The 21,233-nt window shown below is 58.5% G+C and carries 21 protein-coding genes and 1 pseudogene; all 22 read right to left on the bottom strand.

Features of this window, described 5'->3' with window-relative positions:
* Positions 1-232: 232 nt before the first annotated feature.
* The gene (locus tag WMO66_RS06795) at positions 233-1,960 is read right to left on the bottom strand and encodes an ABC transporter ATP-binding protein (protein WP_349135648.1); all 1,728 of its coding nucleotides are present in this window, start codon (positions 1,958-1,960) and stop codon (positions 233-235) included.
* Positions 1,954-3,732, bottom strand: a complete 1,779-nt coding sequence (locus WMO66_RS06790) for an ABC transporter ATP-binding protein (RefSeq protein WP_349135647.1) — start codon at positions 3,730-3,732, stop codon at positions 1,954-1,956. Before WMO66_RS06790 ends, WMO66_RS06795 begins: the two co-directional genes overlap by 7 nt.
* 84 nt (positions 3,733-3,816) lie before the next feature.
* Positions 3,817-4,530 carry a hypothetical protein gene (locus WMO66_RS06785; protein ID WP_349135646.1) on the bottom strand — a complete coding sequence of 238 codons (714 nt, stop codon included), beginning with the start codon at positions 4,528-4,530 and terminating at the stop codon, positions 3,817-3,819.
* Positions 4,531-4,681: 151 nt separating this feature from the next.
* Complete coding sequence (locus tag WMO66_RS06780; protein WP_349135645.1) at positions 4,682-5,653, bottom strand: helix-turn-helix transcriptional regulator; 972 nt, start codon at positions 5,651-5,653, stop codon at positions 4,682-4,684.
* A 2-nt stretch (positions 5,654-5,655) separates the two neighbouring features.
* Positions 5,656-5,808, bottom strand: a complete 153-nt coding sequence (locus WMO66_RS06775) for a hypothetical protein (RefSeq protein WP_349135644.1) — start codon at positions 5,806-5,808, stop codon at positions 5,656-5,658.
* 75 nt (positions 5,809-5,883) lie between these two features.
* Positions 5,884-6,162, bottom strand: a complete 279-nt coding sequence (locus WMO66_RS06770) for a hypothetical protein (protein ID WP_349135643.1) — start codon at positions 6,160-6,162, stop codon at positions 5,884-5,886.
* Positions 6,163-6,397: 235 nt separating this feature from the next.
* A complete protein-coding gene (locus WMO66_RS06765; protein WP_349135642.1) occupies positions 6,398-7,033 on the bottom strand; it encodes an L-2-amino-thiazoline-4-carboxylic acid hydrolase in 636 nt (211 codons plus the stop codon).
* Entirely contained in the window at positions 7,030-7,872 is an 843-nt protein-coding gene (locus WMO66_RS06760) for a class I SAM-dependent methyltransferase (protein WP_349135641.1), read from the bottom strand. The genes WMO66_RS06765 and WMO66_RS06760 overlap by 4 nt, the downstream gene beginning before the upstream one ends.
* Before the next feature lie 49 nt (positions 7,873-7,921).
* A complete protein-coding gene (locus tag WMO66_RS06755; RefSeq protein ID WP_349135639.1) occupies positions 7,922-8,623 on the bottom strand; it encodes an L-2-amino-thiazoline-4-carboxylic acid hydrolase in 702 nt (233 codons plus the stop codon).
* Complete coding sequence (locus tag WMO66_RS06750) at positions 8,620-9,483, bottom strand: MBL fold metallo-hydrolase (protein WP_349135638.1); 864 nt, start codon at positions 9,481-9,483, stop codon at positions 8,620-8,622. The genes WMO66_RS06755 and WMO66_RS06750 overlap by 4 nt, the downstream gene beginning before the upstream one ends.
* A gap of 211 nt (positions 9,484-9,694) precedes the next feature.
* Positions 9,695-10,303, bottom strand: coding sequence for a class I SAM-dependent methyltransferase (locus WMO66_RS06745; protein WP_349135637.1), 609 nt, complete (start codon positions 10,301-10,303; stop codon positions 9,695-9,697).
* 6 nt (positions 10,304-10,309) lie between these two features.
* Positions 10,310-11,104 (bottom strand): class I SAM-dependent methyltransferase, encoded by a 795-nt coding sequence (locus WMO66_RS06740; RefSeq protein WP_349135636.1) that lies wholly within the window; start codon positions 11,102-11,104, stop codon positions 10,310-10,312.
* A 206-nt stretch (positions 11,105-11,310) separates the two neighbouring features.
* The gene (locus WMO66_RS06735) at positions 11,311-13,161 is read right to left on the bottom strand and encodes a polysaccharide deacetylase family protein (protein WP_349135635.1); all 1,851 of its coding nucleotides are present in this window, start codon (positions 13,159-13,161) and stop codon (positions 11,311-11,313) included.
* Between the two features lie 11 nt (positions 13,162-13,172).
* The gene (locus WMO66_RS06730; protein ID WP_349135634.1) at positions 13,173-14,729 is read right to left on the bottom strand and encodes an MBOAT family O-acyltransferase; all 1,557 of its coding nucleotides are present in this window, start codon (positions 14,727-14,729) and stop codon (positions 13,173-13,175) included.
* Positions 14,730-14,732: 3 nt separating this feature from the next.
* Positions 14,733-14,963, bottom strand: a complete 231-nt coding sequence (locus WMO66_RS06725; RefSeq protein ID WP_349135633.1) for an acyl carrier protein — start codon at positions 14,961-14,963, stop codon at positions 14,733-14,735.
* A gap of 4 nt (positions 14,964-14,967) precedes the next feature.
* Positions 14,968-16,464: an amino acid adenylation domain-containing protein gene (locus tag WMO66_RS06720; RefSeq protein WP_349135632.1), complete on the bottom strand. Its 1,497-nt coding sequence runs from the start codon at positions 16,462-16,464 to the stop codon at positions 14,968-14,970.
* Between the two features lie 125 nt (positions 16,465-16,589).
* Entirely contained in the window at positions 16,590-19,067 is a 2,478-nt protein-coding gene (locus WMO66_RS06715) for an excinuclease ABC subunit UvrA (RefSeq protein ID WP_349135631.1), read from the bottom strand.
* A 73-nt stretch (positions 19,068-19,140) separates the two neighbouring features.
* Positions 19,141-19,329, bottom strand: a complete 189-nt coding sequence (locus WMO66_RS06710) for a hypothetical protein (protein WP_349135630.1) — start codon at positions 19,327-19,329, stop codon at positions 19,141-19,143.
* Between the two features lie 287 nt (positions 19,330-19,616).
* The gene (locus WMO66_RS06705) at positions 19,617-20,060 is read right to left on the bottom strand and encodes a GNAT family N-acetyltransferase (RefSeq protein WP_177719978.1); all 444 of its coding nucleotides are present in this window, start codon (positions 20,058-20,060) and stop codon (positions 19,617-19,619) included.
* Between the two features lie 23 nt (positions 20,061-20,083).
* Positions 20,084-20,533 (bottom strand): 8-oxo-dGTP diphosphatase, encoded by a 450-nt coding sequence (locus WMO66_RS06700; RefSeq protein WP_349135629.1) that lies wholly within the window; start codon positions 20,531-20,533, stop codon positions 20,084-20,086.
* A gap of 25 nt (positions 20,534-20,558) precedes the next feature.
* Positions 20,559-20,999 carry a GNAT family N-acetyltransferase gene (locus tag WMO66_RS06695; protein WP_349135628.1) on the bottom strand — a complete coding sequence of 147 codons (441 nt, stop codon included), beginning with the start codon at positions 20,997-20,999 and terminating at the stop codon, positions 20,559-20,561.
* Positions 21,000-21,167: 168 nt separating this feature from the next.
* Positions 21,168-21,233 (bottom strand): annotated as a pseudogene (locus WMO66_RS06690) (Type 1 glutamine amidotransferase-like domain-containing protein); the annotation flags it as partial.

The raw sequence follows: 21,233 nt of genomic DNA, 5'->3' as shown, positions 1-21,233 counted from the left end.
TCTCCGACGTACACGCCGCCGGAGAAAATGATTTCCATTTTCTTTGCGCCTGCGGGCGCAAACTCTGCGAGGCTTTTCCTCCCTCCAAAACCTTTGCCTGAATAGGTTTTTCGACAGTCTGAGGGGCCGCTTCCGCGACCCTCGGAGCTTGTCAAAAAGTGTTTTTGACAAGCTCTCAAACGAGACCCGTTTCACTGGGCTCTCGTTTGAAAACGATACGGTGCTGCGTCAATCAGATTGACCAGCTTTGGCTGCCGTTCTGCAGGTCCACCATGTGGGTGTAAAGCCCGTTCTTCGCATAGAGCTCGTTGGGACTCCCCTGCTCGGCCACAACGCCGTCAGCCAGCACGACGATCTCGTCCGCTCCCGCGACGGTACGCATCCGGTGCGCGATGATCAGGACCGTCTTGTTGCGGATCAGGCGGGACAGCGCCGTCTGGATGAGCGTCTCGTTCTCGACGTCCAGACTGGCCGTCGCCTCGTCGAGCAGGATGATGGGCGCATCCTTGAGGAAGGCGCGCGCAATGGAAATGCGCTGGCGCTCGCCGCCCGAAAGGGCGCAGCCGTTTTCGCCGATGTCGGTGTTCCACTTGTCCGGGAGCTTTTCGGCAAATTCGTCGCAGTTGGCAAGCTTTGCCGCCGCGAGGACCTCCTCATCCGTCGCATCCTTGCGGCCGAGGCGGATATTCTCCAGAATGGTATTGTCAAACAGCGTGACGTCCTGGAAAACGATGGAATACAGGCTCATGAGCTTTTCCGGGTCGATCTTTGAAACATCCATGCCGCCGACCGTGATGCTGCCCTTCTGATAGTCCCAGAAGCGCGCCGCCAGCCGGGACACGGTCGTCTTGCCGCCGCCGGACGGACCGACGAGGGCCGTGACCTGCCCCTGCTTTGCCGTGAAGGACACGTCCTTCAGGACCGTCTCGCCGGAGTTGTAGGCAAAGCCCACATGGTCAAACACGATATCGCAGCCCTGATTGCTCAGCTGCTCGCTGCCGGTCTGGATCGGATATTCCAGAATCTCATTCATGCGCGCCACATTCGTCCGCATGGCGATGACAGCCGCCAGATTCTGCAGCGCGCCCTGCATCGGATCATACAGGCGGGAAGCCACGAGCAGAAACAGGAACAGCGTCAGCACGTCGATGCGGCCGCTCAGCAGCAGCACGGAGCCGGTCAGCGCCACGGAGGCGATGCCGAGCTTCAGGACCGTACCGGCCGAGGTCACGAACACGGCGTTCGTCAGCTCCGCCGCGATCGTCTGCTTTTCCACGGCACGGATCTTCCGGGAAAGGCCGCCGAGATAGCCCTGCTCTGCATTGCTGGCCTTCAGGTCGCGGATCGATTCGATATACTCCTGAATGCCATCGGCGCAGGTCATTTTCACGGCCATGGTCCTGCTCTGCACGCGGTCCTGCACGCGATAGCTGCAGAGCACGATGGCCGCAGATACCGGGATGACCCACAGCGCCGCCAGCGCCATGCGCCAGTCGAAGAGGAACAGGCCCAGCGCGATGAGCACCGTGGAGATGAGCGAGCCGAACAGGCCGGGAATGAAGTGCGAGCAGGTCTTCTCCAGCACCTCACAGTCTGCCATGATGGTGCTGGTCAGGTCGGCCAGGTCGCGCTTGCCGAAGAAGGACAGCGGAAGTCTGCGCAGGCGCTCGGCGAGCGTCAGGCGGCGGATACCGCTCTCCTGATAGGTCGTAAAGTAGGTGCCGTTATACTGGAACCACGTCGTCAGAAGGATCAGGGCAAAGCAGGCAACGCAGCCGCAGACATAAAATGCGGTCCTTCCCGCTGCGCCGCCCGCCATCAGGTCGCGGACGAGCGCATACAGCAGGCTCGTGGGCAGCATAAAGGCGATGTTCTGCGCGGCGCAGGCCAGCATGCCCCGGACGAGTCCCCGCGTGCCCTCCGGGGAGCTTGCCGTTGCTCTCTGGATCTTTTTCAGCATGCCGGTCCCTCCTTTTCGACCTTCCAGCGAACCGAGGACTGATAGTCCTGCCACATTTTTGCAAACAGGCCGTTCCGGGCGCAGAGATCGCCCTTCGTGCCCGCCTCGGCGATCCTGCCGTCCTGCACCACATAGATACAGTCGGCGTTCACAACGGTAGACAGACGGTGGGCGATCATAACGACGGTCTTGCCCTTCGCCAGCTCCGCAAGCGCGGCCTGCACCTTCGCCTCGTTGTCGGGGTCGGCAAAGGCCGTGGCCTCATCGAGGATCAGGATGGAGGCATTTTTCAGCATGGCGCGCGCAATGGCAATGCGCTGCTGCTCGCCGCCGGAGAGATACACGCCCTTCGAGCCGATGACGGTGTGGATGCCGTCCGGGAATTTTTCGATAATATCCATGCACTGCGCAGCCCGCAGGGCGGAAAGCGCCTCTGCCTCCGTGGCGTCGGGCCTGCCCAGCTTGACGTTGTCCAGGATGCTGCCCTTGAGCAGGCGGCTGTTCTGGAACACGAACGAGACCGTGTCCATCAGCTCTTCCTTCGGGATATCGCGCACGTCCGCGCCGCCGACGCAGATGCTGCCGCTGCCCACGTCGAAGAAGCGGCAGATGAGGCTTGCCAGCGTGGACTTGCCGCCGCCGGACGGGCCGACGAGCGCCACGGTCTGTCCCGGGCGGATGTCCATGGAAACGCCGCGGATCACGTCCGTCCTGCCGTCATAGCTGAACCGCACATCATGCAGGGCGATCGAGCTGTCCTTCGGGTGCTGCGGCTTTTCACTCACGGACACAGGCGCCTCGTCCAGCACGGAGTCGATGCGGCTCAGCGCATCGGCCACGATCATCTTGCTCTCGCTCATATACATGATCTTCGTCAGCGTCAGCGAGATGACCGGCGTGATGATGATATAAAACAGCAGATTCAGCAGGAATTCCGGGCTAACGCCGTTTCTCGTCAGCAGCAGGCCGCCCGCGATGAGGAAGGCAAACACGCCGTTGATGGCCGCCGTATAGAAGAGCATCGGCATCCGCAGCTCTTTCGTGTAGGCAATGACCCACTTTTCATATTCGTCGATCGTCGCCTTGAACTTTTTGAACGAAAACACGGACTGACCGAACGTCTTGACGACCGGAATGCCGCGGACATATTCCACAGCCTCGCCGGACATGGCGGCAAGGGCATTGCCGTACTGGCGCATTTTCTCCGCCATGCGCTTGCCGGTCATGGCCGACATGATCACAAAGCCGAGGGCCACCGGCACAAGGCTCAGCAGGCCCAGCCGCCAGTCAAAGACGAACAGCAGCACCAGCAGGCCGACCGGCGTGGCCATGGCGGCATACTGATCCGGCAGCTGATGGGCAAGATAGGTCTCCGCCGCGCCGGTGCTCTCCTGAATGACCTTGCGGAGCTTGCCGCTGCCGTAGCGCTCCGTAAAGCCCAGCGGCAGCCGGGCAAGATGCTCCGAAACGGCGAGCCGCAGGTTCGTCGCCACGCGGAAGGCCGACAGATGGGAGCACAGCAGCGCGCAGACATAGATGAGATACGACAGCGCAGCAAACAGCACCGCCATCCAGCCGTAATGCGGGATGTTGACCGCCCGGGAATAATCCGGCGCAGCATTCAGCACATCGCGCAGGATCATCCAGATGTACAAAAACGGGACCAGCGCCACCAGCGCGCTCAGGGCCGACAGGACCCAGGAGACATAGGTAAAGACCCGATGCCCCCCGGCATACTCCATCAGCCGCGACAGATCCGATCGTTTCTTCAAGGGGGTTCCCCTCCTTTTTTTCTGTAATCGTTAATCGTGGTTTTCAGCGCACCCGCCGGAAAACGGGTGCGCTGTGCTTCCTCTTTACTCCGCTTCGGTCAGGTTCTCCGTCACGAACAGCCCAATCACGTTCTTCATGGTCTCCTGATCGTAGTCCACGGCGATCGCAGCGGCGTTCCAGTAGGCATAATTGCCCTCGAACCAACTCTGCAGGTCACTGAGGTCCTCGGCATAGCGGAACTCCAGATGATAGGTCGTCTCCATCGTGTCCGGGGAGAAGGCGAAGTAGGTAAAGTCGCCGGAATCCGCGTCGTCGCTCTGGTAGAACAGGAAGCCGTTCTCATTTTCCTTGTCGAGCTTGTGATAGGTATGGGAGAAGACCTCATTGCCCTGCGCGTCCAGACCGGAAATGGTGTGGCCGTCCATGACGAAGCGGTCCACGCCGCCGCGGAAATAGCAGTTGAACGCCATGCTCTCGGGGTCCGCCGCATACTTTTCGGAAGCCTCCGGGCCGTAGGGCTCTGCCATGCACATGGCAAGCAGCGTATCCGTCGCGGTCTCGGCGTTCTCCGCGCCGACGAGCGGCGTCGTGGCATCGATCCACAGGTCGCGGTACTCCGCCTTGGCCAGCTGCGGGAACAGCTCCTCATAGGTCCCGCTGATGGTCGTCAGATAGTCGCCGGTCTCCTGCGCCGCAGTGGGCTGCGCGGTCTCCGCATCCGGCTTGCTCTGTGAGCAGCCCGCAATGGCCAGCAGGCAGAACACACATAACACGATTGCTGCAATTCTCTTTTTCATGATGCACCTCCAGGTTATATCGGACAGCACCGCACAATTCATCGAGAGCATTCGACTGGGGTCCGGCGAAGGCCGAAGATGCAATTGCGTGGGCTGTCTTGGTTAGTGTTCTCTAACCAGTGCATACTCTACCATATTCCCGTTTCACAGACTACTCCGTTTTGGTTCTGATGCTCTGTTTTGCCTTTGCATCCGTGCGGTACTGCGACGGTGTCACGCCGTAGCGCTCCTTGAAGCAGGCCGAAAATTTGCTGGCATTGTCATAGCCCGCATCCTGCGCGATCTCCGTCACGGGCCTTGCGCTGCGCACGAGCTCGACCGCCGCCTGCTCGAGCCGGTATTCCTTGATGTAGTGATAGACCGGCACACCGTAAATTTGCTTGAACAGCTTCTGCAGGTGCGATACGGACATCTCGTGCTCCGCCGCCAGCCGGGAAAGCGAGGTATAGCCCTCGCGGTCCGTCAGCAGATGGTCGCGGATATGGCGGATCAGCTCCGCCTGCCGGGCCGAGCAGTATGCATCCGTCCCGGCCCCGCGCGGGATGCTGCTGAGCAGCATCAGAAGCTCCAGCACCTTGAGCCGCAGGAACGCAGGGTCCAGATAGGCGGCGCTCTCATACAGCTCCCGGAACACATGCTCGCAGCGCGGGCCCGCCGGGCTGCAGCGATACCACTTGTCGCCCAGCAGATTCTGCTGCAGAGCGGAAAAATCGACACGGAAGGCCGGGGCATTGCGCTCGATCCAGCGCCGGGCGCGCTCCGGATCGACCTCAAGGCAGATGCCCTCATAATAGCCCAGCGGGAAATGCGACTCGGAACGCGAACCATGCACGCCGTCATAGCAGCTGATGGCCATGTCGCCCGGCTTCAGCAGCACATGGTCCCGCAGGGAGAAGCGCGTTTCAAAGCGGCCGTTGGCGCAGAAATTGAGCTCCAGCAGGCCCTTCTGCGTGCGAAGCTCCGTATAGGACTCCATCTCGAGCCGCATCAGCATGGCGCTCACGCCGTCCAGCCACGAATAGCAGTGGATCTCGCCGTTTCCGTCCGCCTGCGCAAAGCCGCCGCTCTGCCCGGCCTGATCCGGCGCCGCCGAAGCGCCGTCGTGGTAGATGATGTCGATCACTGTCATTCCCTCCTGTCTGCGTTACTCCCCAGTGACGGCAGGAACGCCCGGATCGTTTCGATGAATTTTTCTGCCTGCAGGACCGTGGTCAGATGGCCGCCGGAGACATAGGCGATGCGCGGCTCGTGCATCAGGCGGATGAGGTCCCGCTGCATTTTTTTGGGAAAAGTAGTCCTGATCCGACAGGATGAGCAGGATGCGGCCCCTCAGGTCGCAGAAGTCGGCCTCCGTCACCGGCGTCTGGCGCATAACGTCAGCCAGCAGGCCGTGATGTGCACGTTCTTCTCCTGCCTGTAGTCCCGGAAGATCGTCTCGAACATATCCTGCGCATAGGCGGCCTCCTCGGGACCTTCGCCGCGAAGATGGCTCATGCCGAGCCGGATGAGCTTCGGCTTCAGCTTTTCATAGTTGCAGTGCTTCAGGTACCACAGCGCCAGCGGCGTAAAGAAGTATTGCCTTTTCAGGCTCTTGATGGTATTCGCGTCCAGCCCGCCGGTGGAGATCAGCACGAGTCCCCGGTCTCACCGGGATATTTCTGCACATAGACCTGCGCCACCATGCCGCCGTCGCTCGCGCCGGTGTAGGCAGAGAGCATCCGCAGAATTCCCGTCAGCGATTCCTACTCCGTGCCTCAGCCGAGGATTAGATCCCCCGCAAGATGCAGCAGGGACGCACCGATCGTCAGCAGCTTCCGGATCCGCGGCACATCGAGCTTTTCCGATATTCCGATCGAATGAAAATGACTCATCTGGTTTTCCTCCTGTAGCCGCAGTCGCAGTACGGCCCGCCGGAGGCGAGCGTATACTCCCGCACGAAATCCGCCGTTTCACCCGCCTCGGCCATGGTGTAGTCCAGGTGGCAGAGGGCCGGCGTCAGGTCATAAAGCCCCAGCTCCTTCATCAGCGTGCAGATGCCGCACTGCGTAAAGCGCGCCTCATAGCCGCTGCCGTCGGGGTAGGCATAGTATTCCATGTTCCAAGAATACGGGTTGCGGTCCGCCGCCTTCAGCGCGGCTGTGGCCTGCATCCCCGCGATGTCCGTTTCCGTGAATTTCTTTTTTCCGCTCTTGCGGCAAAACCACTTCATCGGCTTTGTCATCATCGCGTCGGCATAATAGACCGTCAGGCGCTCCACATCCGGACGCTCCGGCATGGAGCAGATGAACGCGCCGAGCATGGCGCAGTTGACGATGTTCATCTGAAACCGGTCGGCCTTTTCAAACGCGGGCAGCTTCGCAATGAGCTTCCGGTACTGCGGCTTCGCCCTTTTCATGATCTCCTTTGCCGCCGCGGCGTCATAGCCGAACACGACCGTCAGCTGTCTGCGGAACGACCCTGCAAACAGCGCCCACATTCCCAGGGGCATCCCGATGTATTTCATATTTCGCCTCCAAAGCCGATCCTGACGATCTGCATGTTCATGCTGCGGTCGCCAACCCGCGCAAGGAAGCGGAAAAAGCCGCTGACGGACGGGTCCTTCAGATCGTGGTAGCCCAGCATATAGCCCCGGCTGGAGATCTGCAGGCGGCTGTCCCACGGGCCAAGCTCGGCTTTGGCATCCGCAACGGCAAAATACGCGCCGACGTCCTTGATCTTCGCATCCCGGATCCATGTTTTCAGCATCAGCCGGACGGCCTTTTCGTTGGCCGCGTCAAAGACCAGCACGCCGCCGGGGAAGGCCGCCGCCATGCGCTGCACGAGCGCCCGGACCTGCTCCCTCAGAAAATAATAGAACACGCCCGCCGCAAAGAATATCGCGCCGCCGGAGGCGTCGATGCGGTCGAACCACGCCGTGTCGTTCAGGTCGCACGGGATGTTCTCCTCCCGCGGCCCGGCGGGCAGCAGCTCATCGCGCACACGGATGACATCCGGGAAATCCAGATTGTAAAGCTTACAGCTGCCGTTGTCGCAGCTGCGGCCGGTCGCATCCAGCCCGCAGCCGAGGTTCACAACGGCCGCATTCGGGTGCGCGCGCAGATAGTCCCGCACCTCAAAGGCCAGATCGTTCTGGCGCATGGCGACCTCCAGAAAACCGAAGCGCTGCATCAGGCTCCGGGACTTTTTCTCCAGCGCAGAAAAATCATAGTCGATCTCCCCGAACAGGCGGACGGCCGTCTCGTCCCGGTAAAGATTCGGATACAGCTCCGTGCACATTTTCCGCGCATAGAGCGGGATGATCAGGGTCTCCTGTACGGTATTTTTCTCAATTTTGTAGTTCATAGATTGCCCTCACTTCATGATCCTCAGCGCTGCCGAACGCAAAATGCATCTACCGATTCCGGCGGTATCCGGCCTCGTCGCGGTATTCGGGATGGTCCTTCAGATATGGGTCCCGGCTGCCGCAGATGGTATAGTCGCATTTACAGCCGTTTGCGCAGGTCGTCGTCCGCACCAGCTTCGCGCCGATCAGCTCCATGGCCGCATAATCCACGTTGCACAGGGCGGGCATGATATCCGTCAGCCCGTTGCGGATGGCAAATTCCGCCGCAGGGCAGGCCGTAAATTCATAATAGATCGGCTTGTCCTTCTCGTAGGGCGCGACCGTCATTTCGTAATCGTGCCATTTGTCGCAGCGCCCCTTTGCCGTTAAGAAGGCGCGATGCATCAGTCTTTTGAAAAACGGCTTGTTGCAGTCCACGAATTTCAGCTTGCGGAAAGCAGGCAGGACCAGAGCCTCCTCCATCTCCTCGATCTCGCGAAAGGACGTGACGTCCCTGCACGCGACATAATAGCTCAGGATGGCGATGCAGTCATAGGTGCCGCCGCTGCCGTTGTGGAAGTTCTTCTTCCCGCCGAGGTCGGTGCGCCAGTTGGAGAGAAAATCAACATATTGCCGCTGGACCCGCTCCCAGACCGCCTCGCGCTCCGCCTCCGGATAGTGCTGCGCGATCCGTGCGCGAATTTCTTTTTTGCAGGGACCGGAGTACAGCACATGGCAGCTCCGCTCAAATTGCAGCTCGTTGTCCTTCATCGCCCGACCCCCTTCAGATAGCCGCTCTTTGACCGCTCCTCCGTGTCGTCCGACTCATCGTAGGCATCATAGGGCGCGGAAGGGTCGTGCACTCTCTTTTTGAACGGTGAGCAGAGCTTGTCCTTATGCGCAAAGGCAAAGGTGAAGTTGTCCGTCCAGCCGGTGTGGCCGGTGAGGAACATCGGGTGCAGCTTCCGCGCTTCGAGCTTTGCCTCCAGCTCTGCCAGCGAACGCACCGCCAGCCGGTTATCCTCCGCCAACGCGGAGATGAAGCTGTAGCCGCCGTCCGCTCCGAGCCAGATCGTATCGCCCGTAAACAGATACTTCCCGTCGATGAGATAGACCATGTGGCCCCAGGTGTGGCCGGGAACGAGGAAGCACTCGATGCGGATGCCGTCGATCTCAAAGGCCTCGCCGTCGTGCAGCAGGACCTTCTCATTGCGGATGGTGACCTGCGGCAGCTTGTAGAGATGATAGATCACCTTGCGGCGCACCTCGCCCGTCAGATAGCGGTTCTCGGTCTCGCCGACATACAGCTTCGCCTTCCGGAACAGGCCGAGGCTGTCCGCTTCGACCGCGCCGACGTGATCCGTGTCCTGATGCGTGATGAGGATATGCCGGATAGAACTCGGGTCTATGCCGAGCCAGCCCATCTTTTCCTCGAGCCGGCCGTAGTTATACCCGGCGTCGATCATGATGGTCGTGTCACCCTTGCGGTAGAAGAAGATATTTGCCACCCACTCGCGCACACAGGCGACGTGCTCGTCGACCCAGCCGGTGTTCAGCGGCTTGAAGATCTCCTTGCCGCGGTACATTTTGCTCATTTCTTTTTTCTGGAATTCCGTTGCCTTTTTAGACATATGACCGCCTCCTATTCTCCACGGAAACAAAGTCCTCGCCCGTTCCGCCGTGGCCGTCATAGATGACCTGCAGCACATGGAACTCCTGCGCCAGCAGCGTCACCGCATCGGTGAACGCTCAGTCCGGCTCTGCCGTGCACGGCAGAAACAGCAGCATTCGTTCCCGCTCTTTTCCGTATTCCAGGACCCGCATACTCTCACCGCCTGTTTTTTATTTCCGGGCCAGCATGCACAGCCAGTCCTTTTCGTTCTTATGGATCTCGATGTCATGGAAGCCCGCCTGCTCCAGCGCAGCCTGCAGCTGCACATCGCGGTAGATCGTCATGCCCTTGATCCGCTCGGTCCATTTTTCATTCTTGTCCGTGTCGCCGCTGCATTCGTTGCAGAGGAAAAATACCCCGCCCGGCTTCAGCACACGGGAGACCTCGCGGAAGCACTGCGGCAGATCGGGCCAGAAATAAACGGTCTCAAAGGCCGTGACGGCGTCGAACCACGAGGCCGCGAAGATCATCCCGGCCACGCTCCCCTGCCAGACCACGCAGCGGCCCGCGCGGATGGCGGCCTCGTTGAGCTTCCGTGCCTTTTCCACGCTGACTTCAGAATAGTCGATGCCCTTGACGACACCCTGCGGACACCGCTTCAGGAGCTTTTTGATGTTTGCTCCGCCGCCGCAGCCGCAGTCCAGCACGCGGGCCTCCGGCGAGAGCGGCAGGAACTGCATGCCCCAGTACGCCAGGGAACGATGGCCCACATTCATCAGGGAGACCATGAGCTTTCCGCCCAGGCCGTCCGGCTTGCGGGTATTATCAAAGAAAGACATGCTACCTCACTTCCTCTCCAGAACGATGATCTTGTTGGAAATATTGCGGATGGCCGGTATTTTGCCCAGCAGCTTATAAACGGGCAAAAACTCCGCCATGCCCTCCGTCAGGCTGTGCTCCTCCCGCAGGCGGAAATCCGGCAGCAGGGCGGCCAGCGCCGCGCCGTTCTTCACACCCCAGGTAAATTTTGCGTGGCTGCCCTCGATCGACTTTTCCCGGAAGCGTTTGACGACCATGGGATTCATCGTCTCGGCCAGCACCGTCGCGCTGCGGAAGCGCCCGGCGATCACGGAAAAAATGCGCTGCACGTCTGCCTCCGTCAGATACATCGTCAGGCCCTCGATGATGACCAGTGCCGGGGAATCCTGCTCAGCGATGCACCCGCCCCAGTCGTCCATGGCGGACATGGCGATCTGGGAGATCGCACCATTTTCCGGCAGGAGCCTCTGCCGGACGGCAATGGTCTCCGGCAGGTCAAGGTTATACCAGCGGCCATAGCCCTCCATCCGGTAGCACCGCGTGTCCAGCCCGCAGGCGACGTTGACGACCGTACCGCCCGGATGCTCCTGCAGCCACGCGCCGGTCAGCCGGTCCAGCACGATGGTGCGGGCAATGACGCCGCTGTGCATGGCTTTGTCCCGGTCCGCCAGGGAGAAATCATATTGCAGGCCGCCGATGGTCTCCTCGGCCTTGCGGTCGCGGATCGCACCGCGCCCGCTGCTCTCCTTGGCGCGGGCATAGACCGTCTGCAACATCGTCTCCGGCACGCCGGAGAGCGTGATCGTTTCCTTTGTTTGCATGGGGCATTCCCCTTTCTATGCTGTGGGAGTAAGTTAGTATTGTCTAACCTCCCCTGCTTCAAAAAGCCGCCTCACAGCAGCCCTCTTTTTCTTATTGTACCACCGGGAACCGGACTTTTCAACCACAGAATACGGGTTTTCTTCCCGAAAATGCAGCAAAACCCGCCGTGCGCATGCACGGCGGGCCCGGGAAAAGGCTTTGTTCTCTAGTTTGCCCGCTCGTTCAGATACTGCAGGAGCTGCTCGTCCGTCATGCCCGGCAGAACGGTCATGCGGCCGAGATCGATCAGCGTCTGCGGCAGGCCGACCACAACGGTGTTCACACGGCTTTCGTCCGTCGTCAGGGTGACCTTATAGCCGCATTCGCGCAGCACGACATCGGTCAGGTCCGCATGTGCGCCCTCGGGAAAGGCGATCACATCGGGCGCGGGAATGCCGAACGCCGCAAACGTCTCCGCCTCACGCGCTGCGTCGGTCTGCACGGCGTCGATATACTCCGTCTCGGATTCGCCGGGCAGCGGCAGCATATTCTCCCGCGCGGGCTTGACGGTCTCATAGGGCGGCCACTGGTGCATGTCGTAGGTATGAGAGCCGATGGAAATAAGGCCGGAGTCCAGCATTTCCGTGATCTCGTCCTGCCCGAAGTGAGGCGTCAGGCTGTACTGCGTATCCTTGTAATAGCGGTCATGCCCGATCGAGCAGCCAATGGCAAAGATCGACGCATGGAAGCCAAGCTCCCGCAGAACGGGATAGGCATAGACTGCGTTGCTGGTATAGCCGTCGTCAAACGTGATCATGACCGGCTTTTCCGGAAGCGGCGTTCCCTGCTCCACAAACGCGATCAGCTCATCAAATGAGATCGGCGTATAGCCCTGCTCCTTCAGCAGACGCATCTGCCGCTCAAACGTCTCGGGGTGCAAGGTGGTCTCGCTTTCCGGCTGATCCGGGTCGAGATGGTGATACAGCAGGATCGGGACGGTCGCGCTGCCGTTTTGAAGATAAGCGCTTTCCCCGGCGGCTTTCTTCAGCTGTGCTGCATCCGTTGACTCTCCCTGCCGACAATAGGCCCCGAAGGCATCGGGCAGACCGACGCTCTCATCCCCGGCGATCCGCGCCACCACGAGATCGGCAGCGGCATTCCGGGTGTGCGTCACGTCATAGAAGAACCGTTCGTCATAGGTCAGCGGTGTGATCGAGAAATTCCAATAGTCCGTCACGTCCGAGAGCGCCTGATAGAATGCATTCAGGGCGGCATTGTCGTACTGCTCGATCTGCTCCCGGCAGAACGGGGTGAGAATGACGGTCAGCTCCGTTCCTGCTTCTTCACACATTTCGCGGATCGCGGCGACATTCCCGGCACAGCGCTCGATGTCAGGGAGCGTTGTATCGGCCGTGTCTGAAAGGTAGTCCTCACCGTGGAGCGTAAGATAGTCCTGCAGGCTGCCGATGGATTCCACGTCGCGCAGCCGTTTGTCATAGGTCCCGCTTTCCGGCAGAAAGACGTCAAAGGTCTGCGGCATTTCCGTGTCCTTCCGGAGGGAGGACAGCTTTTCCATCGCAAAGGAAGGGCTTGCAAACAGGAAGCGGAGCTTGTAGGCCGCTTCGTTTTCCCCGCTCACCCGGTAATCGGGCACGGCGGTCAGGCCCTCCGTTTTACTGTGCAGAGCATAGGCATCGCTCAGCCCGAGCACAAGGACGATCCGCTTGACCTCGCCCTGCTCCAGCAGATAGCGGACCAGCTCGCGGTCATAGTCAGTGTCCGCTCCGTAGTGGAACATGTTATAGAAGCTGCCGCCGTAATACCGCTCCAACGTTTCCGGCAGATAGGATGCGGCAGAGGACGATCCGACTACAAACGAATCGTATTCGCCGGGCCGCTCGGAAATATAGCGCACCTTGCTGCCGCGCGGATTGAGCGTCTGCGCATAGGAATCCCACTGCAGCGGAGAGGTCTCAAAAACGCCGAAGGGATCGATGAGCCAATTGCCCAGGACGCAGACGACGCCGACCAGCAGCAGCGCGCAGACGACAGTCAGAAGCCATTTTTTACCACGCAAGCAGGATCACCTCAGACATTTTCATAGACATAAGCAATGGGCGTATAGCCGGCGTTTCCATAGACAAACAGCACGACCGTCAACAGCGCCGCAAACAGGATCAGGAACTGCACGAGCCACTTTCGCTCGCAGAGCCAGCGGGCAACGTCGGTCCCCCGCTCGGCGGCGAAACTGACGGCAAAGACCACGCCGAGCATGGGGACGACCTTCCAGAGCACGGACAGCGAGAAGCCCAGCTCCGTAAACAGGGCAGCATGGACGCGGGTCACACCGAAGTGCAGCACCGTCTGCTTCAGCATCCCGAGCGCAGAACGCAGCGAAGACGCGTTTGAGAAGTACCTGCCGATGATGACCAGCAGATTCGTGCGGACGACGCCCCAGACCAGCGCTCCTTTTTTCGAGTCCTCCGGAGAAAGCCGGAGGCACTTCCGGATCGGCGCGCGGAACATGGCAAGGGACATCCAGAAGCCGTTCCACAGGCCATAGGCAATGTTGGCCATGCCGGGCCCCTGCCAGACGCCGACTGCGAGAAACACGAGGAACGTGCACAGACTCGGCACGATACACTTTGCGGCATCCAGCGGCATATGGCGGCGGCAGAACCGCGCGAGCCTGCCGAAAGGCTTGGAAAGTGCCAGCGGATAGAACAGGTAGTCCTTCATCCACTCGCCCAGTGAGATATGCCAGCGCCGCCAGAAATCGGACAGGCTGACAGAAAAATAGGGGCGGCAGAAATTCTCCTGCATGGAGATGCCAAACAGACGGGAGATGCCCATCATCAGGTCGATGCCGCCGGAAAAGTCGCAGTAAAGCTGGATGCAGTAGAGTGCCGCACCCAGAAAGCAGATGATGCCGGGGTAGGCCGCGTAACCGCCGTAGATCTTCGCCACGATCGGTGCAAGCGTATCTGCGATCATCGCCTTTTTCAGCACGCCGTAGAGCATGCGCAGGAACCCGTGCTGGATATTATCCCAGGAAAAATCGTTTCCCTCCGTGAGCTGCGGCTGGAGATCGGCAAAGCGGTTGATCGGCCCCTGCACCAGCTGCGGGAAATAGCAGACAAACAGCGCATAGCGCAGGAAGCTCCGCTCTGCCCGATGTTTGCCGCGGTTGATATCGATCAGATAAGCGGAGGTTTGGAAAATGTAGAAGGATATGCCGAGCGGCAGAAGAAAATGCGGCAGCGGCAGCTCCGTGCCAAGCACTGCATTGACGGAGGAAGCCAGAAAGCCGCCGTACTTCAAAAGCGCCAGTGACGCAAAGTTCAGCACAAGCGACAGCGCCAGAACGCGGCGCTTTTTCCGGTCATTTGCACGCTTCTGGCGCTTACGCTCCTCCTTGGTCTCGGCAGCGGGCCGAAACGCTGCAAGCCGGTCCAGCCACAGGCCGAAAAGATAGGTAAGCAGGATCGTCGCGGCGAGATAACCTGCCATCCGAACACCGTAGGTCAGATAAAACAGGATACTCGCCGCCAGAAGGACATATTGCCGCAGCCGCTTCGGGAACAGATAGTACAGCACGACCGCCGCGAGCGCAAAGAGCAAAAAGCTCAGACCCGTGATCGGCATGGCTTACTCCTCGTCCTTCAGCCTTTGCACCAGAGCATAGATCGCCTCGGCGGAGTTGAAATTCTCGGGGATCAGATCCTCCACGGAGATCTCAATATCATAATGACACATCAGCTCATCGACCAGCATCACGATATCCAGAGACTCCAGAAGCCCGTCGTCGATGAGCCGCTTTTCGTTATGAAAATCAACATTCAGATGAAGTCCGTCCAACACTTGATAAAGCTCGTTCATGGTATCAATCCTCTTTCGACAAAATCAGCAGCGCCCGCCGGTCGATCTTTCCCGTGCGATTCTGGGGAAAGCGCTCCAGTCGGCGGCATACGCTCGGAAGCATATATTTGGGGAGCCTGTCCCGCAGTCTGGCAAGCAGGGCCTTTTCCCCTGCCTCGCCCGTATAAAACAGCGTCAGCCGCTCGTCGACGAAAACGCAGGCGGATGCCTCCACGCCCTCAGCAGCGTTGGCGCACAGCTCGATCTCGGACATCTCGATACGATGTCCCATGAATTTGATCTGCGTGTCCTTCCTTCCCGCAAAGAGCAGGGACCCGTTTTTCCACACGCCGAGATCGCCCGTGCGGTACATCGGCTCACGGAACCGGGGATTCAGCGGATTCTGCACAAAGGCCTGGGCGGAGAGCTGTGGACGGTTGTAATAACCAAGGGAAAGGCAGCTTCCCGTCACGCAGATCTCGCCGGTCCGCCCTTCCTCCCGGACAGGCTCGCCGCCGTCGAGCAGGAATACATCGCAGTTGGCAAACGGCCTGCCGATCGGGACCTCCTGCAGCACCTCGTCCGCGCTCTGCACAATATGGTAAGTACAGTTGCAGGTGATCTCCGTTGGACCATAGAGGTTCACGAACCGCGCCTGCGGGACGGCCTGCATCCAGTATTGCAGCGTCTTCGGCGGCATGACCTCGCCCGAGAACATGATATTTTTCAGATACAGCGGGCGCAGCGTCTGGAAGGCATGAAGGCGGGCAAGGATCTTCAGTGCGGGCACCGCCCAGATGATCGTGTCTACGCTGCGTTCGTTGAGCCGCTCGAGAAGCAGCTTTGGGAAGGAAAACAGCTTCTTCTCCAGAATCTCAAGCCGCGCGCCGACACGAAGCGAGAGGAAGATATCCTTGACAGAGACATCAAAGTCAAACGGTGCCTGATTGCCCCAGACAGCGCCGTCGGCAAAGTCGAAGGCACGCATAAACTGCTCCACCATGTCGATCACCGAGCGGTGACAGATGGAAACGCCCTTCGGCTCGCCGGTGGAGCCGGAGGTGAAAATAACGTATAAAAGATCGGTATCCTTATGCTGCTTCCACGGCGCCGCGGCGGATGGGATAGGCGCTTCCGTGTGCAGCTCCTGCTGGGAAATGACCGGGATATCCTGCGTCAGCTCTGCATCAATATCGTTCCCGGCGGTCAGAATGGCCGCAGGGCACAGCGTCTCCAGCATGCTCCGGAGCCTGACAGCCGGGAGCGCCGGATCGATGGGAACATAGAAATTTCCGCTGTATACGATGGAGAAAAATGCCAGAAGGTCCGTCACGTCATGGCGAAGCAGCACGCAGACAGGTGCGTTGACGGTCGAAAGCCGCACGGAGAGTGCTGCTCCCATTTCGCATACTGCCGTCCACGCCTCGCGGTAGGTCAAGGCAGACGCAGCATCTGCCCAGCAGACCCGGTCGGGGACACGCGCTGCGGAAGCCTCCAGATAGGAAAGGACATTGATCTTCAAAAAAGTCACCCTGCTTTTGGACAAAGATAAAAAGAGTATAGCATAGTTCGACCGTTTTTTCAACCGGCGCGGCAATTTGGTCCGTGCATTTCCGGTCCGGAGCGCCTGAAGACGGGGAAACGCGGTCAGAGATACCGCCCCGTGATGCTGGCCTGATTTTCCCGGATCTCCTGCGGTGTGCCGCTGGCGACGATCCGGCCGCCCGCGTCTCCGCCGCCGGGGCCCATATCGATGACATAGTCGGCGTTTCGGATCACGTCAAGGTCATGCTCGATGACGATGACGGTCGCGCCGTTGTCCAGCAGCGCCTGAAAAACACCGAGCAGCACGCGAACATCCAGCGGATGCAGGCCGATGGACGGCTCATCGAACACAAAGACGGAGTCCGTCTGCGTCCTGCCGATCTCGCTGGCGAGCTTAAGCCGCTGTGCCTCGCCGCCGGACAGGCTCGGCGTTTCCTCGCCCAGCGTCAGGTAGCCGAGGCCCAGCTGCCGGAGAACGGCCAGTCTCTGGCTGACGGTCTTCCGGTCCCGGCAGAATTCCAGCGCGGAATTCACGTCCATATCCATCAGCTCCGGAAGCGAAGCACTCTCCCCCGCACCGTTCGTCAGGCGGACCGCTTCGGCCGCTCTGGCATAGCGTGAGCCATGGCAGTCCGGACAGGGAATGTCCACATCCGGCAGGAACTGCACGTCCAGACTGACGATGCCGGTGCCGTCGCAGCCGGGGCAACGCAGGGAGCCGGTATTGTAGGAGAAATCGCCTGCCTTATAGCCGCGCGCCTTCGCGTCCGGAGATTTGGCATAGAGCTTGCGCAGCTCGTCATGCGCGCCCGCATAGGTCGCGACCGTCGAGCGGACGTTGATGCCGATCGGCGTCGCGTCGATGAGCTTGACATGCGCGATGCCGTCGGCCGAAACGGTGCGGATATGCGCTGGCAGTGCACTGCCAGCGATGGTTGCCTCCAGCGCGGGGATCAGGCTCTCGAGCACCATGGTCGTCTTGCCGGAGCCGGACACGCCAGACACAACGGTGAGGCGCCCCTTGGGGATATCCACCTCCAGCGGCTTGACGGTATGGATGGAATCGGTGGAAAGATGGATCGTCCCGTTTGCAAAAAGCGCCTCTTTTTCAGTACAGCAGCGCAGCTTTGTCTCTGCCGTTCCGGCAAGAAAAGGTCCGATCTGAGAGGCGGAGTTGGCCTCGATTGCAGGGATCGCCCCCTGTGCGATGACATAGCCGCCCTTTGCGCCCGCCTCCGGGCCCATCTCGACAATCCAGTCGGCTTCTTTCAGGATCTGCGTATCATGATCGACCAGAATGACGGAGTTGCCGTCGGCGACCAGATCGTGCATCACACCGGTCAGGCCCACGATATTCGACGGGTGCAGGCCGATGGACGGCTCGTCAAGCACATAGAGGACGCCGGTCGTGCGGTTGCGCACTGCGCGGGCCAGCTGCATCCGCTGGCGCTCACCGGTCGAGAGCGTCGACGCCGAGCGGTCCAGCGTCAGATAGCCCAGTCCGAGGTCCATCAGGCGCTTGGCCGTGCTTTGGAATGCTTCGCAAATACTCTCAGCCATTGGGCGCATCTCCTCCGGCAGGCCGGAAGGCACACTCTTTACCCACTCGACGAGCTGTGTCAGCGACATGGTACAGGCCTCATCCAGAGAAATACCCCGCAGCCTCGGCGCGCGGGCCGCGCTCGACAGGCGCGTGCCGTGACAATCCGGGCAGACATCCTCTTTCAAAAACTTTTCCACTCGCTTCATGCCCTTTTCGTCCTTGACCTTGGAAAGAGCATTTTCTACGGTGTAAACGGCGTTGAAGTAGGTAAAATCCAGATCACCGGCCTGCCCGGTATTCTTATTGTGATAGAAAATGTGCTTTTTCTCCGCCGGGCCGTGGAACACGATGTCCTTCTCCCGCTCCGTCAGTTCGCGGAACGGCACATCCGTGCGCACGCCCATCTCGCGGCAGATATCCGTCATTAGGGACCACATCAGGCTGTTCCACGGGGCAACCGCACCCTCGTCGATGGTCAGGGACTCATCCGGCACAAGCGTCGCCATATCAACGGTGTGCACCATGCCCGTGCCGCCGCACTTCTGGCACGCGCCCTGCGAGTTGAATGCCAGCTCCTCGGCAGACGGAGCATAAAAATGCACGCCGCACGCCGGGCAGACGAGCTCCTTCCCGGCCGCGACGAGCAGCGAAGGGGCCAGATAATGGCCATTCGGGCAGCGGTGGCTGGCAAGGCGGGAATACATCAGGCGCAGACTGTTCAGAAGCTCCGTTCCCGTGCCGAACGTGCTGCGAATGCCCGGCACGCCGGGGCGCTGGTGCAGGGCCAGTGCGGCAGGTACATACAGCACCTCGTCCACGCTGGCCCGCGATGCCTGCGTCATGCGGCGGCGGGTATAGGTGGACAGGGCCTCGAGATAGCGGCGCGAGCCTTCGGCATACAACACGCCCAGCGCCAGCGAAGACTTGCCGGACCCGGACACGCCTGCGATCCCGACGATTTTTCCAAGTGGAATATCGACGTCAATATTTTTCAGGTTGTGGACCTTTGCTCCACGGATCAGCATCTTATCGATCATGTTTTTTTACTCCGGTTTCTTCTCATATACTGCAGCGGGAATCGCTCGCCCGCTTCATCCATTCCGTCCGCTTTCAGGCGGAAAGGTCCGTGTGCTCATAAAAGCCGACCGTCTGCGCGTTGACCGTCAGCTTCCGGACGCCGTAATGCCGCACAGCACATTCCAGCATCTGCCTGCCAAGACCCACGCCGCGTTCGTCTGCCGCAAGGAACAGCATCTCTAGACGCTGGCAGTCAGCCGGGCGATATTCCCGCAACTGCATTTTTCCGTCTCCCTGTATCTTCGTTTTTTTCATGAAGTGATATTATATCGCGAAAGGACCGAGATTGGAAGGGGGCAGGTAAAAAAGCGGCGGTCTTCCCGCCGGGCCGAATTGATCGGTCAATACAATAATACCGAAAGATTTCATCTTCGCCTACAAAAGACGAGCGTTGTAATCTGTTTCGTTCATAGCGAACACCTCCTTCAAAATAGAAATAGCCGCCTGATTTCTTTTGAAAACCAAGCGGCTATGTACGCTATATTCAGTTCGGCAAATGGGAATTTGTTTTATAGAGGTCTTTGCAAATACACCATATCTACAAGGTGTACACCACACTCATATATCGGGTGATCATAATGATCCGTAAAGAAATTTGGCACGGTATGCGAGCGTACAAAGCCACATTTTTCATAAAAGGGTATCGTCAACGGGCTGTCGCCGGTTCCAACTTGCAGTATCGAAAATTGTCTGCGGTATTTTTCAACAAGAAATTCAATCAGCGCTTTGGCATAGCCTTTTCGCTGAAATGGGGGAACTGTAGCGATATTCTTAATTTCAAGTATTCCATTCCCTTCGTCCGTTACGACACACTCGCATTTCACTCCGTCATCATCAAGAACATACATTTTACCATTATAGAGATAACGGTCAACCATATCTTCCTGCTCATCCGCCAGCAGGAGCAAATCAAGATATTGTTTTTTGTTTTCTGTAACTTCTACAATTCTCATCAATCACACCTCCAAATCCCGATTTATCTGATTGATACAGTCCATTCGTCTCCCGAAACCAAATACTGAAATTCTGTCAGCTCCGGCGTGTTCATCACTTTCAGAAGATCATCAAAATCATCCACGGTTTTTACTACAGAAAGGTCACTGTACTTGATCCATTCCATTTGGCCTTCCTCTGATGAGATAAGATCACCCGACCACTGTGTTGCCTTAAACAACAGGACAACATACCTTCCATTCTCTAAGGGAAATTGTTTGACTCCAACCAATCTCGGATTAAGGATCGTTAGACCGGTTTCTTCCTTCATCTCGCGGATCACCGCATCCACAAAAGATTCTCCGGGTTCCACATGCCCGCCCGGCAGTGCGTAGCCTCGCCAGTCTTTCTTTACTCTGTTTTGAAGCAGTATCTTATCGCCGTCTTCGATTAAGCATAATACTGTCAGTTCGACATTCTCTGTCTTGCTCATAGATTTATCCTCACAAACTGCGAATTTATGTCAATGCGAACTCAATCTCATCAAGTTTATTTGTTATTGCGTTCTTTCTCCCTGTCTCCTTAAAGCCTATTCGACGATAGAGTCTCTCAGCATTTATATTATTCTCAAGAATCCACAGCGTAGGGGTATCCGTACATTGGCCTACTGCGTATAGTAACAATTTCGTTCCAAGCCCCATGTTTTGCATATCTGGAAGAATATAAAGATCCTCTATTAAACCCTTTGTTACAGAAACAACCCCTATTGGTTTTTCTTCTACAAGCATATAGAGCTTTGTTCCGCTGCTCATCTTGTTTCTCAAATACTCCCGTTGCCGATCTGGCGTATGTGTTTCTATGAAATCAGGAGCACAAAATGCACGATGCGATTCCTTCCAGGATATTGAATGGATGGTTGCGGCTTGAAGAAGATTTGTTTCATCTACAGGTACTATCATCCTTACCTCCACAAATTCCGATTTGTCATTCTGATTTAAGAATCCTATACGACGATATTGTGACTTTTTCTACCGTCAAGTTCCAAGTATGTATCTACGGTATGGGGTTGCTCCCATACCGCAGACGGATCATCCTTATATTCAGTTCGACAAACTGGAATTTTCAAATTAGTCTTTGCAAATAACCTTTGAACCTTCACCATCAATTACAATTCCCTGACGGTTGTTAATTGG

Source organism: Faecousia intestinalis (assembly GCF_040096185.1).
Classification (GTDB): domain Bacteria; phylum Bacillota; class Clostridia; order Oscillospirales; family Oscillospiraceae; genus JAZOXB01.
This window is presented reverse-complemented; position numbering and strand designations above follow the sequence as displayed.